15 protein-coding genes and 2 pseudogenes are annotated in these 16,553 nt (G+C 70.7%); 7 read left to right on the plus strand and 10 right to left on the minus strand.

Annotation, left to right across the window (positions count from 1 at the left end):
• Positions 1-259: 259 nt before the first annotated feature.
• Entirely contained in the window at positions 260-1,030 is a 771-nt protein-coding gene (locus tag AMY39116_RS0300220) for an SDR family oxidoreductase (protein WP_020415688.1), read from the minus strand.
• 181 nt (positions 1,031-1,211) lie between these two features.
• Positions 1,212-1,346, minus strand: a pseudogene (locus tag AMY39116_RS48000) (acetyl-CoA C-acyltransferase); the annotation flags it as partial.
• A 1,159-nt stretch (positions 1,347-2,505) separates the two neighbouring features.
• Here AMY39116_RS48000 and AMY39116_RS0300230 point away from each other — a divergent pair.
• On the plus strand, positions 2,506-2,751 hold the full coding sequence (locus AMY39116_RS0300230; protein WP_020415690.1) for a hypothetical protein: 246 nt from the start codon (positions 2,506-2,508) through the stop codon (positions 2,749-2,751).
• Between the two features lie 541 nt (positions 2,752-3,292).
• Here AMY39116_RS0300230 and AMY39116_RS0300240 read toward each other — a convergent pair.
• Positions 3,293-4,078: an AraC family transcriptional regulator gene (locus AMY39116_RS0300240; RefSeq protein WP_020415692.1), complete on the minus strand. Its 786-nt coding sequence runs from the start codon at positions 4,076-4,078 to the stop codon at positions 3,293-3,295.
• A gap of 210 nt (positions 4,079-4,288) precedes the next feature.
• On the opposite strand from AMY39116_RS0300240, the gene AMY39116_RS0300245 reads away from it, so the two are divergent.
• From AMY39116_RS0300245 to AMY39116_RS46525, 4 genes and pseudogenes are all read left to right on the plus strand, one after another.
• Positions 4,289-5,167: an NmrA/HSCARG family protein gene (locus AMY39116_RS0300245; RefSeq protein WP_020415693.1), complete on the plus strand. Its 879-nt coding sequence runs from the start codon at positions 4,289-4,291 to the stop codon at positions 5,165-5,167.
• Between the two features lie 94 nt (positions 5,168-5,261).
• Complete coding sequence (locus tag AMY39116_RS0300250; protein ID WP_020415694.1) at positions 5,262-6,161, plus strand: NADP-dependent oxidoreductase; 900 nt, start codon at positions 5,262-5,264, stop codon at positions 6,159-6,161.
• An 874-nt stretch (positions 6,162-7,035) separates the two neighbouring features.
• Positions 7,036-7,179, plus strand: a pseudogene (locus tag AMY39116_RS48005) (hypothetical protein); the annotation flags it as partial.
• A gap of 30 nt (positions 7,180-7,209) precedes the next feature.
• Complete coding sequence (locus tag AMY39116_RS46525; protein ID WP_020415696.1) at positions 7,210-7,578, plus strand: amidase family protein; 369 nt, start codon at positions 7,210-7,212, stop codon at positions 7,576-7,578.
• Positions 7,579-7,835: 257 nt separating this feature from the next.
• On the opposite strand, the gene AMY39116_RS0300265 is transcribed toward AMY39116_RS46525, so the two are convergent.
• Complete coding sequence (locus AMY39116_RS0300265) at positions 7,836-8,342, minus strand: nucleotidyltransferase domain-containing protein (RefSeq protein WP_020415697.1); 507 nt, start codon at positions 8,340-8,342, stop codon at positions 7,836-7,838.
• 178 nt (positions 8,343-8,520) lie between these two features.
• On the opposite strand from AMY39116_RS0300265, the gene AMY39116_RS0300270 reads away from it, so the two are divergent.
• Positions 8,521-10,827: a LuxR C-terminal-related transcriptional regulator gene (locus tag AMY39116_RS0300270; RefSeq protein WP_020415698.1), complete on the plus strand. Its 2,307-nt coding sequence runs from the start codon at positions 8,521-8,523 to the stop codon at positions 10,825-10,827.
• 91 nt (positions 10,828-10,918) lie between these two features.
• On the plus strand, positions 10,919-11,701 hold the full coding sequence (locus tag AMY39116_RS41795) for an IclR family transcriptional regulator (protein ID WP_020415699.1): 783 nt from the start codon (positions 10,919-10,921) through the stop codon (positions 11,699-11,701).
• 27 nt (positions 11,702-11,728) lie between these two features.
• Here AMY39116_RS41795 and AMY39116_RS0300280 read toward each other — a convergent pair whose 3' ends face one another.
• The 6 genes from AMY39116_RS0300280 to AMY39116_RS0300305 all read right to left on the minus strand — a co-directional run bounded on the left by AMY39116_RS0300280 (position 11,729) and on the right by AMY39116_RS0300305 (position 16,405).
• Positions 11,729-12,853: an NAD(P)/FAD-dependent oxidoreductase gene (locus AMY39116_RS0300280; protein WP_020415700.1), complete on the minus strand. Its 1,125-nt coding sequence runs from the start codon at positions 12,851-12,853 to the stop codon at positions 11,729-11,731.
• A gap of 2 nt (positions 12,854-12,855) precedes the next feature.
• Complete coding sequence (locus AMY39116_RS0300285) at positions 12,856-13,050, minus strand: ferredoxin (RefSeq protein WP_020415701.1); 195 nt, start codon at positions 13,048-13,050, stop codon at positions 12,856-12,858.
• A 26-nt stretch (positions 13,051-13,076) separates the two neighbouring features.
• Complete coding sequence (locus tag AMY39116_RS0300290) at positions 13,077-14,438, minus strand: FAD-dependent oxidoreductase (RefSeq protein WP_020415702.1); 1,362 nt, start codon at positions 14,436-14,438, stop codon at positions 13,077-13,079.
• 8 nt (positions 14,439-14,446) lie between these two features.
• Positions 14,447-14,743 (minus strand): hypothetical protein, encoded by a 297-nt coding sequence (locus tag AMY39116_RS0300295; protein WP_020415703.1) that lies wholly within the window; start codon positions 14,741-14,743, stop codon positions 14,447-14,449.
• 10 nt (positions 14,744-14,753) lie between these two features.
• A complete protein-coding gene (locus tag AMY39116_RS0300300) occupies positions 14,754-15,020 on the minus strand; it encodes a 4Fe-4S binding protein (protein ID WP_020415704.1) in 267 nt (88 codons plus the stop codon).
• A gap of 83 nt (positions 15,021-15,103) precedes the next feature.
• Positions 15,104-16,405, minus strand: coding sequence for a cytochrome P450 (locus AMY39116_RS0300305; protein ID WP_020415705.1), 1,302 nt, complete (start codon positions 16,403-16,405; stop codon positions 15,104-15,106).
• Positions 16,406-16,553 lie beyond the last annotated feature (148 nt).

Here is a 16,553-nt window from a genome sequence, read left to right on the forward strand (position 1 = left end):
TTTGTTACATCTTTGAAAAATGTAACTGCCGCCACAGCGGTCGTCAACGGATTCTTGAAACTTACGTCAGGTTCAGGCCGGGACGAGTGCGTTCGGGTGGCGAGCCGTGCGGGGATGCCACCGCGAGTGGCACGAAGTATTCGGACACTCGCGAGATGCCCGGGCCGACAGCGGCGCTAAAGGCAACGCTCGTAGGCGTCACCGAGCGTGACCTCATGCCCAGGCGTTGCGGCGGTGTTCGCCGCAACGCCCGGCACTTTCATCGCGCCAGCATGACCCCGCCATCGACGGGGATCGTCGAGCCGACGACGTAGTCACCGGCTCGTGACGCCAAGTAGATAGCCACGGCGGCCATGTCTTCGGGCTCGCCGACCCGCGAGGCGGGTATGTAACTGAGGATCCTCTCGGGGGTGTCGCGGGCATCCTTGTTCATCGCCGAGGGAAACGCCCCAGGAGCGATCCCGCTGACGACGATCCGCTCCTGGATCAGGCGCAACGCCATCCGCTTGGTGAGGTGGATGGCCGCCGCCTTGCTCGCGTGGTACGAGTACGTCTCATAGGGATGCATCGAGAGCCCGTCGATCGAGGCCACGTTGATGACCTTGGCGGGGTGGCCGGTCGCCGCCGCTTTGAGGTCGGGCTTCAGCGCCTGGGTCAGGAAGAAGACGCTCTTGACGTTGAGATCCATGACCTTGTCCCAGCCGGACTCCGGGAATTCGTCGAACGGCGCCGACCAAGCGGCGCCCGCGTTGTTGACGAGGATGTCCAGCGACGACTCGTGCTGGCGGTAGCGAGCGACCAAGTCGCTGATGCCCGCAACGGTCGACACGTCAGCGGGCAACGACACACAGGTGCCCAGCTCCGACAGCTCGGCAGCCGCCTGGTCACAGGCGTCGGCCTTCCGCGCCGAGATGTATACGCGGGCGCCTTGGGCGAGGAAACCCGCGGCGATCATGCGCCCGATCCCGCGCGATCCGCCGGTGATGAGGGCCGACCGTCCGGCGAGGGAGAAGAGGTTCGAGGTATCCATTGAAGTCCTTCGGTCACTTGAAGTCGGTTCGGTCAAGCCAGTTCGAACAGGCCGGCCGCACCCATGCCGCGTCCGACGCACATCGACACCACGGCGAATTGCTCGCCGCGGCGACGTGCTTCGAGCAGCGCGTGGCCGACCGTGCCGCGCACCGGTCATCCCGTAGGGGGCCCAGCGCGAGGGCACCGCCGTTCACATTCATCTTCTCCGGGGCGATGCCCAGCACGTCTCGGCAGTAGACCGCTTGAGAGGAGAAGACCTCATTGATCTCCCAGACGCCGATGTCGCCGATCTCGAGGCCGTGCTGTTCGAGCAGATGCGGGGATTGCGGTTATCGACCCGATGCCCATCTCGTCGGGCGGTCACGCTGATCGGGACAATCTCCTCGGCGAAGCTCCCTGACACCTGTGCCGCTGTCGCTCCCCGCTGCGAGATCGATTCGACGCCGCCGCCGATCGCCACTCGCATGCCATCGACCAGAATCTGCTTGGCGGCGATCGCCACGTGCGACGTTGAAGCCGGTCGACCCCTGCTGGAGAGCGCAGCCCAGGACGACGTCCTCGACGTGGCTCGGGTTCGACGAGGTTCGGGTCGAGGCCGCCCCTTCGGCGGCCCCGAGATGGCGTGGGCGGCGAGATCTACCCCAAAGGTGTTGTTGAACGGACCTCGGTAAGCCCGCCCGATCGGGGTACCGGCCGTGGCGACGATGGCTGCTCTTGACACTTGCACTCCTGTGCGGATCTCTGGGCATGCGAGTCGCCCATGTGGTGTGGTTTGGAGCGCCGTCGTGTCGCTTCGCACCAGCTTGGTCGCCAATGTCTTCGTGAAGCTCCGGCGGTCGGTCTTAGCCGCGGAATAGCCCCGGGGCGCCCTGACCGTGCGGATGACACCTTGGAGATGGACGTCCAGCACCAGGTCCAGCCAATCGTCGGCGACGAGCCGTCGCACCAGCCCACCGCCGATGTCTCGGCCCGCGCCGGTCGCGACGGCCACGCGTGGGGTGTCACTGTCCATACCGTCCTCTGCTGCCGGCCGCTCTCTCGGTGTCAGCATGATGGCCGAAATTGAATCCGACGTCAATCTCACTTCCATGTCGGCGCCGCCGAAGAACAGGTCGTTCATCGAAATCTGCCTCGGGCACCGGCAACCCGGCCGGTGACTCATCGACCGAAGTGCGAGACGCGCTGACTCGCCGACCCCGGCCCGCGATGGTCCGTCGTACTGTCCAATCCACCCTCCGGCCGGAGTGCAATCCGGACTGCAGGGGGCTGAATCGGCCGTGACTGGCGCGCCGCGCGATCGCGAACCGTACGGCGGCCCTAGCTAGCTGCGATCGAACGGGTCGACGCGGCTGAGTGCCGAGCAGCAGATTCGTCAGCTCGGTCGCGACGCACTTCAACCAGGACGAGCGCCAGCGGCTACGCCCAGCCGGATCCTTGCCGGGGTCACGCCGGGTATCCAGGGACGGCGAGCGAGTGGCGGTCGAGGCCCTGGAACCCGGTCATTCCGCAAGTTCTGGCGCCTGCACCGAGGCGGCACGCTGGCCGGACCTGCGGGCGCTGATCACCGCAGCATTCACCCCACCCGCGCCCGTCCAGGACCCGCCGGCCGACGGTGACGACTGGATCCGGTACGCCGACGACGTGGCCGCAGGCGACCGGTTCGACCTAGGCGAGTTCACCGTGTGCGAAGACGACATCATCGCCCTCGGCGAACGCTGATACCCACTCCACTTCCAGCTCGCACGCTCGTCCCCGCTCGGCGTTCCGTGCGCCAGCGGCTTGCACACCCAGGCCATCATGCAACGCCTCGCCGCCCGCCTCCTGCACCGCAGGACCGCCATCGTCGTGGGGCGCCGGATACTTGGTCCCGCACCGAGGCCAGGGCCTGGAGTCCGGTGAAGCGCCCTCCGAGGAGGTACGTCGCAGCCTGCACGATCCAGGACTCAGACGTGTTCGGGCTGAGCATGGTGACGCCCACCCCCAAACCGACGCCGGGCCGACTGAGCGCACCCATGTACCGCGAGACCAGGTCCCGCACCTGGGCGTAGGTCAGTCGCCGGTCGCCCGCGACGAACGCCTCCGACGAGCTGTGCCGCGTCAGCGACTGGACGATGAGGTCGCTCAGCGTGGCACCGGCCGAGGCCGCCGATGCGGCGAACGCCGGGTGATGGCGGAGGGAGTCACCGTTCCAGCGTAGGCTCCCCCGGCATCGGGCTGCCACCGATGGTCCGCCAGGAACTACGGCTAACCCGCCAACCTCTCACCCATGGGAGCCGCGGGAGGACCGAACCGACAAGCGATAGCTTCCGGGTGTCTGACCGACCAGCTCGGTGAAGGCGTCGATGAAGCTGCTGGGGTTCGACCAGCCCAGCAGGATCGCCGTGTCGGTGACCGAGGCGCCGTCGCTGAGCTCGATCAGCGCCCGTTGGATCCGCAGCAGGGTGCGCCACTGGTGGAAGTTCATCGACAGCTCGCTGCCGAACAGCCGGCTCAGGGTGCGTTCGCTGGAGCCGACGCGCTGGCCCAGCTCGGCCAGGGTCGCCGGGGTTGCCGGGTCCGCGTGAAGCAGGTCGGTGACCGCCTTGAGACGCCGGTCGCTCGGCTCCGGGAGGCGCAGCGGCTCCGGTGCGGCGCGGGCGAGCTCGGCGAGTACGACGTCGATCATCAGCCGCGCACGGGAGCTCTCCAGCGGCTCGCCCTCGCTCATCAGGGCCAGATAGGCCTCGCGCAGCAACGCGCTCGCCACGAAGACCGATGGCTCGGCCGGCAGCTGTCCGGTCAGCGTCACGGGCAGCGACAGCACCCGGATGTCCGTCTCGCCGTACGCCTTGCTGCTGTGCACCGCGAAGGGTGGCACCCACATGATCCGGCTGGCCGGCGCCACCCAGGTGCCCACCTGGGTCGCTGTGACCAGGGCCCCACGTGCGGCGTAGCGGAGCTGGCCGTAGTCGTGGAAGTGCGCGGCCACGTCGGCGCCATGGGCCAGCAGCGCCGACAACGGCGCCTCGTCGGTGCAGAAGCTCGGCTCGCCGCTGGGGTCGGACACGCGATCGAGGCTACCCGTCACTGGCGGGTTATCGGGAAAGCCTGGCGCGATACCGGTGGTGAGCCGGGCGCCGCAGACGCATCGTGAAGACATGCCACAACAGATCAAGCTCGAGGACGTCGCGGCCGCGTCGTCTTCCTCCCCCCACCGCCGGGGTCGACACCGAACTCGTGCTCACCTCGCGCACGCCCTGAGTGAGGGGTGGCAGCGATGAGAACACAGACGACCGGCACGATCGCAGTCTTCGGCGCGACAGGGCGGCAGGGCGGGGCCGTGGTCGACGCGCTGCTGGATCACAAGGCCGCGGTGCGGGCCCTGGTCCGCAACCCGCGATCCGACCGGGCTCATGCGCTGGCCGCCCGCGGCGTCGAGCTGGCGGCCATCCGGACCGACGACCCGGCGTCGCTGGCCGCCGCGCTGACGGCGATCGAGGCGTTCTACTTCATGACCCCGGAGGCGAACAACCTCGAAGAGGTCCAGACGGAGATCCGCATCGGCACCGCGCTCGTCGACGCGGCGGTCGCGGCACGCGTTCCGCACGTCGTGTTCAACTCGGTCTTCGGCGCGGACCGGGAGCGGGGTGTGCCGCACCACGACTCGAAGCACTCGATCGAGGAGTACCTGAGGAAGTCCGGCCTCAGGGCCACGATGGTTCGCCCGGCCCCCTTCATGGAGGAGATGGCACCGAGCGTGGAGCACGGAGAGATCGTGGTGAGGCTGCCGCTGCCGGAGGACGTCGCGCTGAAGATGATCTCGGTCAGGGACGTCGGCCGGGTCGCCGCCGCGCTCTTGCTCGACACCGCGGAGGCACCCGGCGGAGCCGTGGAGCTCGTCGGCGACGAGCTGACGGGCCCTCAGATCGCCGCGGCGTTCGGCGCGCGCGCCGGGCTCCCGGCACGGTACGAGGCCCTTCCGTTGCGCGTGCTTCCCACCGACCTCGACCGGGCGATGTTCCGCCAGTTCGCGAAGGCGGCGGAACACCCGTCGGACCGTGCGGTCGTGCGGGCGATCGAGCCGGCCACCCTCGACCTGGCCGGTTGGATCCAATCCACCGGCTGGACCGCACCCACGACCGTGGCTGGTTCCTGAGCCCCCGAGCCAGAACTGGTCGAAGTGCCGGTGCGGCCGCCGCCGGTCCCGGCGGTTGATCTTTCACCTGGAGCGACGAGCACTGGAGCAAGACATGAAGGCGATCACCTATACCGAGTTCGGCGGACCGGAAGTCCTCCGTCTCGAAGAGGTCGACGAGCCGCACGCCGGACCCGGGCAGGTGCGGCTGAGGGTCGTGGCGGCAGGGGTCAACCCGCTCGACTCCAAGATCCGCAACGGGTGGCGGCCGCAGCTCGCGCCGCCGTTCCCGGTGACCCCCGGCGTGGAGGCGGCCGGCGTCGTCGACGAGGTCGGCGAAGGCGTGACCGGCGTCGCGGTGGGTGACGAGGTCCTGGGCTGGACCGTCACCGGCGCGTACGCCGAGTACGCGTTGGCCGTCGACTTCGGCCCGAAGCCCGCAGACCTCGACTGGGACCTCGCCGCGGCGCTGCCCGTCGCCGTCGAGACCTCGGTCCGCGTGCTCGACGCTCTCGGCGTCGGAGAAGGCGACACGCTCCTGCTGCACGGAGCCGCGGGGGTGTCCGGCGCCGTCGGTGTTCAGCTCGCGGTCACCCGCGGTGCCACGGTCATCGGCACCGCCTCCCCCGGCAACCACGACTACCTGCGCTCGCTGGGCGCGATCCCGGTCGCCTACGGCGCCGGCCTCGCCGACCGGGTCCGCGAGGCCGCACCGCAGGGCATCGACGCCGTGTACGACGCCGCGGGGGCCGGCGACCTGGAGGTGTCGATCGACCTGCGCGGCGGCACCGACCGGATCATCACCATCGCCGATCAGAAGGCCGCCGAGCTGGGCGTCACCTTCTCCGGCCCCGGCGCCCCGTTCGGTCCCCGCCTCGGCGAGTACACCCGCCTCGCAGCCGACGGCAAGCTCACGGTGCGCATCGCGCAGAGCCTTCCGCTGGCGGACGCCGCGAAGGCGCAGGAGCTGAGCGCGAGCGGTCACGCCGCCGGGAAGCTCGTCCTGCGGCCGTAGCTCAGCGCCTGGCCGGCTGGGGAGGCACGACGGCAGGGCGTCATGGTCCTGGCGAACCCGGCCGGCTCGTCCGCCTCCACCGGCCCGGCTTGCCCCAGGTGGCCGAGACCGCGGGCGAGCAGCAGTTCCGCCTGCTGCTCGCACGCCGCCGCCAGCGCGCTGTGGTTGGTTCAGCCGAGGACTGGATCGGAGTCCACCCATCCGCTTCCCGAAGCCGGGCACAGACCGATAGCCGTTGAGGCTGGGCAAACATGTTGTCGAGCACGATCGCGCGTCGAAGTCATGCTCGATGGCGCGCCACAGTCCTTCCTGACCGTCGCGAGCGACTTCCGGTCCACGCTCTGATTGCGACGACACGCTGACATCTCTGATGAGGGAGCGGGGTAAGTGGCGCCGCACCGCAGCGACGTGTATCGGCGCTGGCCCACCAGGTCCGTCTGATCGCCGACACCCTGGACGTGCACCTCCCACCGGTATTCGAGGTCGCCACCGGCTCGCTGCTCTCCGACTTCCAGGCCTACGCCGGTGATCTCGCCCGGTCGTGGTCGGAACCCTGGATGGACAGCCTGCTGGGCTGGCTCTCCGATCTGGCCGGCCACGACGAAGCCGAGGCCGCCTTCCGCACCATGGACCTGCGCCGAAGGGGCTCGCTGCGGTGGTCCCTGGAGCGTGCCGTCGAGCACGGTGACAGACTTCCTCGACGCCGTGGCCAGCGCGGCGTACCGCGTCATCACGGCCGGGGCGGCAGCGCGATGAGTCACTCGCACGACCTGTCCGCCGCCGGGCAGCTGCGCGCCTTGCGCAGTCACGAGATCTCCGCACGGGAGCTGGCCCAGCACTACCTCGATCGCATCGCCAAGCTCGACGGCGAGCTCGATGCCGTGTCACGGTCGACCCCGCGCTCGCCCTTCGCGACGCCGATCACGCCGACGAGCAACTGGCGCGCGGCGAGCACACCCCGCTGGGCGGTATCCCCATCGGCATCAAGGACCTCCACGCGACAGCCTGCCTCGCCACATCGTTCGGCACCTGGAACGCCGTCACTCCCGTGCCCGCGGTCACCCCGCACGACACGGGTCGCTACTCCAGCGGCGGTGCGGCGACTGCCGTTTCCGCCGGTCCACTCCCGATCGCCCACGCGAGCGACGCCGCCGGCTCCACCCGCACTCCGGCGGCCGCATGTCACTTGGTCGGCATCAAGCCGAGCAGGGGCCTGCTGAGCCTCGCGCCTGCGGGCTCCTTCTTCGCGGCGGGCGCCGAGGGCCCCTTGGCGCGGACCGTCGAGGACACTTCCCTGCTGCTGCTGGAGGTGATGGCCCAGCCGCCCTCCCGGGACCTCTACCCGTGGACACCGGACACCAGCCTGGCCCAGGCCGGCCGCAGTCGCCCCGACCGGTCCCTGAAGATCGGGTGGTGAACCGACACCGGTTTCACCGGCGTCGCCCCGCATCCGGAGCGACATACCCACGATTCTGGGCCAGTCCTCCGGCGCCTCGGCCTCGAGCAGACTCGGACTCACCTTGGCGACGGCATCGACGGCGACCTCCAGCCGGTGACTCACCGCGTCCCGGATCAGGGTGTCCGCCAGCGAACCCCGCGCGAGATGCTCCTGCTACACGCGCAGGTGGTCGCGCGCATCAGCGAGGTGCTGAGAGTCTTTGCGACGGCGTCTGGTCACAGCTCGACAGCCTCCGCGAGCGCCGACGGCGCGATATCGCGTTTGAGCATCCGGGCGGGCACGATGTCGATCGGGTAGCCGAGCAACCGCTCCAGCTCGATGTCCAGCGCGGCAAGGTCGACCAGATCAGCACCCGGGTCGAGATCGACCAGCAGATCGATGTCGCTGCCCTCATCATCTTCCCCACGTGCGACGCTGCCGAAGACGCGGACGTTCCTCGCCTTGTGGGCGTGCGCGAGCGCCAGAACCTCGCTCCGGTGCCGGGCCAGAACCCGCCCAGCCGGCGAGGTGGGGTGGAACCGAGCGGCGCGATAAGCCCTGATCAACCGCGAGACCTCCGGCTGACTCCGCCCGATGGCCTTGGCGATCTGCTTCTGCGTCATCCCCTGGTCAGCCGCCTTCCCGACCGCCTCGCGGAGGGAGGCGCTGGCCGTAGCGCGCATCCGGTCGGCCTCTGCCGCCACCTGTGCCAACGACGCGGCCAGCTCATCACCGGGCTCCATATAGCAAATGCTATACCCGGTCGGCGGACTGTGACAGGAGTTCGGGGCGTGTTCAGCTCGTGACAGTCGATCAAGCCGATCACCTGCGGACCGTCGGCTGAGCTGGACGGTAACCTTGGGCAACCCCGCCGCGCGTGCGCACGCGCGGTGAACTCGACGACGAGGAGGTTGGCGACCGTTGGCGCGCGTTCCCGGCAACCTCCCCGGCTCCGAGTCGGTCAGCAGCTTCGTCGGCAGGCGCGCCGCCGTCGCCGAGGTGCGGGCCCTTCTCGGGGCCGCCCGGCTGGTCACGCTGCTCGGGCCGGGCGGCATGGGCAAGACCCGTCTGGCGGTGCACGTGGCCGAGAGCGTGCGACGGGGCTTCCCGGACGGGGTCTGGCTGGTGGAGCTGGCGGACCTGCGCGATCCGGACATGGTCGGGCACGCCGTCGTCGACGCGCTCGGCGTGGTCGACCAGTCGATGACCTCCTCCGAGACTGTCCTGACCGACCACCTGCGCGGCAAGAAGTTGCTCCTGGTCCTCGACAACTGCGAGCACGTGCTCGACGCGTGCGCCCGGCTCGCGGCGACCATCCTGCGCGCGGCGCCGCACGTGCGGATCCTGGCGACCAGCCGGGAGGCGCTGCACGCGCCGGGCGAGCACGTGTGGGCCGTCCCGCCGCTGAGCGTGCCCGAGCAGGGACTGGCCGGCCTGCCGGCCCGCAAGCTGCTGGAGTTCGAGGCGGTCGAACTGTTCGCCCAGCGCGCGGCGGCCGCGGTGCCGGGTTTCGAGCTCACCCCGGAGAACCGGGAGGGCGTGGCCCGGCTGTGCGCGCGGCTCGACGGGATGCCGCTGGCCATCGAGCTGGCGGCCGTGCGCCTGCAGGCGCTGGGCGTCACCGAGATCCTCGACCTGCTCGAGAACCACTTCCAGGCCCTGCCCACCGTGGTGCGCGGCGCGCCGGAACGGCACCAGACCCTGCGGGCGGCCGTCGACTGGAGCTACACCCTGTGCACACCGGCCGAGCAGGCCGTCTGGGCCCGGGTGTCGGTGTTCAGCGGCGGTTTCGACCTCGGCGCGGCCGTCGCCGTGTGCGCGGACGCGGACCTGTCCGCGCCGGTGGTGATCGACGCCCTGACCGCGCTGGTCGGCAAGTCCGTCGTGATCCGCGAACCACACAGCGCACCCGCCGCCCGCTACCGGATGCTGGAGACGATCAGGCAGTTCGGCCTGGAAGTGCTGCACGAGAGCGGCGCCGAGCCGGCCACCCGCGCCCGGCACCGCGACCACTACGCCCGGCAGGCCGCCCAGGCGTGGCGCGAGTGGTCAGGTCCGGCTCAGCTGACCTGGTCGGCGAAGCTCCGCCGGGACCAGAACAACCTGCGCGCGGCCCTGCAGCACGCGTTCGACCACGATCCGCCCGACGGCGCGCGCATGGCGACCGACCTCGGCTATCTGTGGGTGTGCGGGGCCAGCCGCGAGGGGCGCCGGTGGCTCGACCGGGCGGTCGAGGTGCTCGCCGAAGAGACCCCTGATCGGTCGCGCGCGTTGTGGGTCTCGGGTTGGGTACGCCAGATCCAGGGCGACGCCGCTGCCTCGGCCGCAGCCCTGAACGAGTGCCTGCGCAGCGCCCGGCAGCTCGGCGATGACGAGGCGGTCTCCCGCGCCGAGCAGTTCCTCGGCATCCACCTGCTGCTCGGCAACCGGCTCGCCCAGGCCGAGACTCTGCTGACCAGCGCGATGTCACCGTACCGGGACGGCGCGTCCTGGGACTCGGTCTCGCTCATCGGGCTCGCGGCCCTGGGCTGGCTCCAGGTGGTGTGCGGACGGGCGGAGGAGGCGGAACGCACCTGCCAGGAGTGCCGGCGGCTCAGCGCCGAGCTGGGCGAACGCTGGGCGGCTTCGTGGGCCCTGTGGGTGCTGGGGCTGATCGGGTGGTCGCGCCGGGAGCCGCAGCCGACGTTCGAGGTGCTGCGCGAATGCATCGGGATCAAGCGGGAACTCGGCGACTGGTTCGGCATCCCGTGCGCGGTCGAGGTCCTCGTGTGGGTCATGGCGGAGGCCGGCGACCACGAGCGCGCCGCCCGGCTGCTCGGCGCGAACCGCCAGCTGTGGCTCCCGGTCGGGCAGCCGATGTTCGGTTTCGCCCCCTATCTGGAAGCCCACGAGAAGTGCGCCTCGCAGTTGCGCGCGGCACTGGGTGACGCCCGCTTCGAGCAGAGCCACGCACAAGGACAGCACCTCGCGGCCGATGAGGCGGTCTCGTGCGCGCTGGGCACGCCCGAGGCGCCTCCCGAGCGCGGGAAGTCGCCGCTGACCAGGCGGGAACGGCAGGTGGCCGACCTGGTCGCCGAGGGACTGACGAACCGGGAGATCGCCGAGACGCTGGTGGTGTCGCAGCGGACCGCCGAATCCCACGTCGAGAACATCCTCAACAAGCTGGGCTACCACTCACGCACGCAGATCGCCGCCTGGGTGCGCGAGCGGCCGGGCGGCTCTCCGTAGGTTTCTCCGTACCGATCCCGTGGTGACCGCGGTCACGACCAGCGAAAGTGGACGACGCGACATCGGTATCAGCGGCGATACGGAGGCTTCGGTGCTGCAGACCATCCAGAGGATCGGCCCGATCCTCGACCTCTTCACCCCGGAACGCTCGGAATGGGGCGTGGCGGAGGTCGCCGAGACCCTGGGCACGCCGCGCTCCAGCACCCACGCCCTGCTCTCGACCCTGGTCGACACCGGCCTGCTCCAGTGCCGGGGCCGCGGCCGCTACCGGCTGGGCTGGCGGGTGGTGGAGCTGAGCGAGGCGATGCGCTCCGGAGTGGACCTGCGTACGTGCGCGGAGCCGGCGATCCAGGAGTTGTCCCGGGAGGTCGGCGAGACCGTCCACCTGGGCGTGTGGGAGCGCGGCAAGGTCCTCTACCTGGACAAGGTGGTGGCCCACCAGCAGGTGACCGTCACCGGCGCGCGAGTCGGCTCGCGGCTGGACGCGCACTGCACGGCGATCGGCAAGGTGCTGCTGGCGCACCGGGACGACGCGGAAATCGACCGCGTGCTCGCCCAGGCGCGGCTCAAGCGGCTGACCGCCACGACCATCACCGATCCCGCCGGCCTGCGGGCGTGCCTGGACCAGGTCCGCGCGCGGCAGGTGGCGTTCGACGACGGCGAAGCGGTCGCGGAGGTGCAGTGCGTCGCCGCGCCCGTTCGGGACGAGCACGGCGCGGTGGTGGCCGCCGTGTCGGTCACGGTGCCGGCGACGCGCTTCCGCCCGCGCAGCAAGGAGCTGCGGAAGTCCGTGAGCGTGGCGGCGGGCAAGATCGGGCGGAGGCTGTCCGCAGCGTCCGCAGGCTGGCGGCAGGGCGTGCTGACGCGGAACTGATCCGAGGGGGCGCGTGCGCCCCCTCGGTCATCGCGCCATCAGCTTCCGCCGGTACTTGGCGATGCGGGATCCGCCGTTGATCGCCGCCGCGCAGACCAGCCTCCCCGCGGCGACGCCTTCGAGGACCAGCACGTCACCCTCGTCGACGACGGTGTGGAATTCCTCCGCGTCGGCCAGGTGGCCGGCCACCTGGAACCGGTGCCCGAACTGGTCGGACCACATCGTCGGCACCGGGTCGTAGGCCACGCGCTCCCCCGGCGGGGCGAGGAGGTTCACCGCGGCGGCGATGCCCATCTCGGCGGCGTTCGTCCAGTGCTCGACGCGGGTCAGGCCCCGGCCGGCCTGCCAGGAGGCGACGTCCCCGGCGGCGACGATGTTCTCCTGGCCGATCGCGAAGCAATACCGGTCGCACTCGACACCGCCGGCCAGCTTCAGCCCGGAGCCGGCCAGCCAGCCCACGTTCGGCACCGCCCCGATCGCGACCAGCACCAGATCGGCCGCGAGGACTTCCCCGGTGGACAGGGTGACCGACCCGCCGTCCACCGAGGCGACCCCGGCGTCCAGGCGGAAACCCACGCCGTGCCGCCGGTGCAGTGCTTCGGCCCGCGCACCGAGCGCCGGTCCCAGTGGCACCATCGGCCGGCTCGCCTGGTCCACCACGGTCACGTCGGCACCGAGGCTGGCGAGCGACGCCGCGACCTCGCAGCCGATGAAGCCGGCGCCGATGATGACGGTGCGGGGCCGGCCCGCGAGCGCGGACCGGATCGCGGCGACGTCGTCCAGGCCCCGCAGCGTGTACACCCCGGCGATCCCCTCGGCTCCGGGCCACGGGCGGGCGGCGCACCCGGAGGCGATGACGAGGCCGTCGAAGCGGACCTCGTCATCGCCGATCCCGACCACGCGGCGGTCGAGATCGAGGCCGGTGGCGGCGTGCCCGAGCAGCCAGGTCGCCTCGATCCCGTCCGACGGGAGCAGGCAGGAATCCGGGTCCTGCGCACCGCTGAGGACCTCTTTGGACAGTGGCGGACGGTTGTACGGGCGGTGCGGTTCGTCGCCGATGACGGTGAGCTCACCGGCGAAGCCCCTGCGCCGCAGCGTTTCCGCGGCACGCACGCCCGCCAGCCCCGCGCCGACGACGACGATCCGCTCCACCGTCAGTCCCCGGCCTTGATCGCGGCCACCGGGCACAGCGCCGCGGCGTGCTCGACCTCGGCGCGGCGGTCCTCCCCCGGGGTCTCGTCGAGGACCGTCACGACGTCGTCGTCATCCCCGAGCGCGAACACGCCCTCGGCGGCCATCACACACTGCCCGTGCGCCTCGCACCGGTCCTTGTCGACGGTGACCTTCATGTCGTTTTCCTTCCTGTGGTGGGTTCTCAAGCCCGGCCGTGGGCGACGCGGAGCAGTTCGGGAATGGAGCACAACTTCACCCGCGGGCGGCCGGCTGGCTCGCCGAGGGCGCGCTCGTGGGCGTCGACGACCTGCCACTCGTCGTAGGTGACCAGGCCGGGGCGGCGGGATCGGATCCACTCGGCCAGGTGCCGGTGGTAGTCCGGATCGCGCGCGGGCGGCTCGGCGGAGGCGAGGTCGGCCAGCAGCGTTTTCACCGTATCGCCGGCGCACTTCTTGTTCGTACCGATGATCCCGGAGGGACCGCGCTTGATCCAGCCGCTGACGTACTCGTGGCGGCGCCCCTCGATGCGGCCGTCGACGTTCGGGATCACGCCCCGATGTTCGTCGAACGGCAGCCCTGGGCAGGGCACGCCGCGGTAACCGACGGCGCGGATCACGAGCTCGGCGGCGATCTCCTCCCGTTCGCCGGTGGGCTCGGCGACGACCCGGCCGCCCTCGCCGGTGCGCAGGGCGTTGCGTTCCAGGACGATCGAGCGCACCCGGTCGTCGCCGCGCAGCTCGACCGGAGAGCTGCAGAACCGCAGCGTGATCGTGCGCCTGGCGGACGGCGCCGGTTCGCGCTGGGCGAATTCGCGCAACGCCGCAATGTTCAGGGCGACGGTGCTCCCGGCGGCCTCGGCGTCGGCATCGCCGGCGGCTTCCAGGTCGGCGGGATCCACCCGCACGTCCACGCCGTCGAGCGCGCCCAGCTCCCGCAGCTCGGCCGGGGTGAACGCGGCCTGCAGCGGGCCACGCCTGCCGACCACGACGACCTCGGTGATCGAGCTGCGTTCCAGCACCGGCATCGCGTGGTCGGCGATGTCGGTGGCCCGCAGCTCGTCCGCGGGCATCGCGAGCATCCGGGCGATGTCGAGCGCCACGTTGCCGTTGCCGATCACCACCGCCCGGCGGGCCGTCAGGTACCCGGCCACCGGAACGCCGGTGTGGTCGGGGTGGCCGTTGTACCAGCCGACGAGGTCGCCGGCGGCGATGCTGCCCGCGAGGTGTTCGCCGGGGACACCGAGGCGTTTGTCGGCGGGCGCCCCGAGCGCGTAGACCACCGCGTCGTAGCGCGCCGCGAGTTCGGCGGCCTCGACGTCGCGGCCGAGTTCGATGTTGCCGAAGAACCGGAATCGTTCGTGGGCGGCGGTCTTGTCGAACACCGCGCTCACCGACTTGATCTTCGGGTGGTCCGGTGCGACGCCGAACCGCACGAGCCCCCACGGGGTGGGCAGCCGTTCGAGCACGTCGACGTGGATCGCCGGCTCCCGCTGTTTCAGCAGGGCGGCCGCGGCGTAGAACCCGGACGGGCCCGAGCCGACGACGGCGACGTAGAGCGGGCGCATGACACTCCTCATCCGACGGGGGCCGCGTCGACGACGACGAACCGGTCACCGCGGCGCTGCCAGCTCGCCCGGATGGTCACCGAACCGCTGCCGCCCACGTACCGGGTCTGGCTGGTTCCGGTGTCCCCGGTGCTGGACAGCCCGACGATCTCGAAGCTCCGCAGCGGCTGCGGGAGCAGCGCCGCCACCGCCGGGATCCGCTCGTGCAGCGACGGATCGAGGTCGCGCGTGAACTTCTCCACGTGCCCGGCGACGACGGCCGCCGCGTGCTCTTCGACGATCTGCTGGAGCAGGGTCGCGTTCACCACGTCCTCCTCAGCCGGCCTTGGCGAAGTAGCCGGCGTTCTTCGCGATGTAGTGCTTCCACTGGTCGGGCACGTCCGCCTCGGCGAAGATCGCGTCGCTCGGGCAGGCCGGGACGCAGGCGCCGCAGTCGATGCACGTGGCCGGGTCGATGAACAGGTGGTCGACGTCGTCGAACTCCTCGTCGTCGAGCGTGGGCTTGATGGCGTCGACCGGGCAGCTCTCCACACAGGACGTGTCCTTGATGCCGACGCAGCGCTCGGTGATCACAAAGGTCATGGCTGTGAGTCCTTCAGGTGCAGCGGGGAGGGAGCCGGCGGGTGACGGGGCACCCGCCGGCCATCGGGTCAGAGGCGATCGGGTCAGGGGCGGTCCGCCGGCACCGGGTTGGCGGCGGGGTCCCACGTCACGTCCACGTGCTCCGGGCCGCGGTGCCCGATGTTGGGCGAGAATTCCCAGTTCTGGCCCGGCACGAGCCGCATGTGGGGCAGCCGCTTCACGGTCTCCTCGAGCGCGATGCGCATCTCCAGCCGCGCCACGCCCTCGCCGAGGCAGCGGTGCCGTCCCCAGCCGAACGCCATGTGCTTGTTGGCGTTGTCCCGCCGGATGTCGAAGCGGTCGCCGTCGTCGAAGGCGGCGTCGTCGTGGTTGCCGGACCCGAGGGCGATGAGCAGCCGCTGCCCGGCGGGCAGGTCGACGCCGCCCAGCGTGGTGGCCTTGGTGGTGATGCGCTTCCACTGCGGCACCGGCGTGTAGAAGCGCAGGCTCTCCTCCACCGCGTTGGGCACCAGGCTGGGGTCGGCGCACAGCAGTTCCCACTGGTCGCGGTTCTCCAGCAGCGCCCGGTACATGCCGCCGGAGGCGTTGACCGTGGTCTCCTGACCGGCGAAGGTCAGCTGCATCATGATGGTCTGGACGTAGTCCTGGTCCCACAGGTCGGAGTTCTTCGGCAACTGTAGCTGGGCGATGAACTGGCTCATCACGTCGTCGCCCGGGTTGGCGAGGAGCCGTTCGATGTGCCCCTTGATGTAGCCCCAGTAGTCGGCCAGGTTCTGGGCCTGCTCGACCTGCTCCTCCTCGTCGGGGAAGCCGAACCCGAACACGGCCAGCCGCTTGATGAACTGCTTGGTGATGGGCACGTCCGAGTCGGGAATGCCCATCATGCGGAACAGCACCAGCGCGGGGACCTCGTACATGAAGTCGTCGATCAGGTCGGCCTCGCCGCGCTTGATGAAACCGTCGATCTTGTCGGCGACGAACTCCCGGATCATCGGCTCCAGGGTCTTGACCCGCTCCGGGGTGAAGGGGCGGCGCAGCGCCTGGCGGTGCCGGGTGTGGACCGGCGGGTCCTCGTCGACGAGGCTGGGGGCGATCTTCACGCCGGAGGAGCCCACGATGTTCAGCGCCGCCTCGCACGGGACCTGGTAGAGCTCGAGGACGTTGGCGGCCGAGAACGTCTCGGTGTCCTGCATGATCTGCAGGATGTCGTCGTACCGGGTGACCACCCACATGTCCAGCTGCGGGCTGTAGAAGACCGGCTCCTCTTTGCGGGCCTTCGCGTAGAACTCGTACATCTCGTTCGCGGCGAGCGGATCGAACGACTCCCCGATGTGCGACACCGGGCACTTCCCGGTGGTGCTGGGAGTGGACTCCGTGCTGGTCATCCTGCGAGACCTCCTCGTCTGCGTGGGCTGTGTCACGAGGATCGGGCCCGCCCCGGCGGGGACTCAACGCGCATCCCGGCATCCCGGACGACGAGCCGCCGGACCGTCCCACCGTCCGGACATCACGACTCCGGGGCGAAAAGGCGGA

Source organism: Amycolatopsis sp. ATCC 39116, from assembly GCF_000231075.2.
Classification (GTDB): domain Bacteria; phylum Actinomycetota; class Actinomycetes; order Mycobacteriales; family Pseudonocardiaceae; genus Amycolatopsis_E; species Amycolatopsis_E tucumanensis.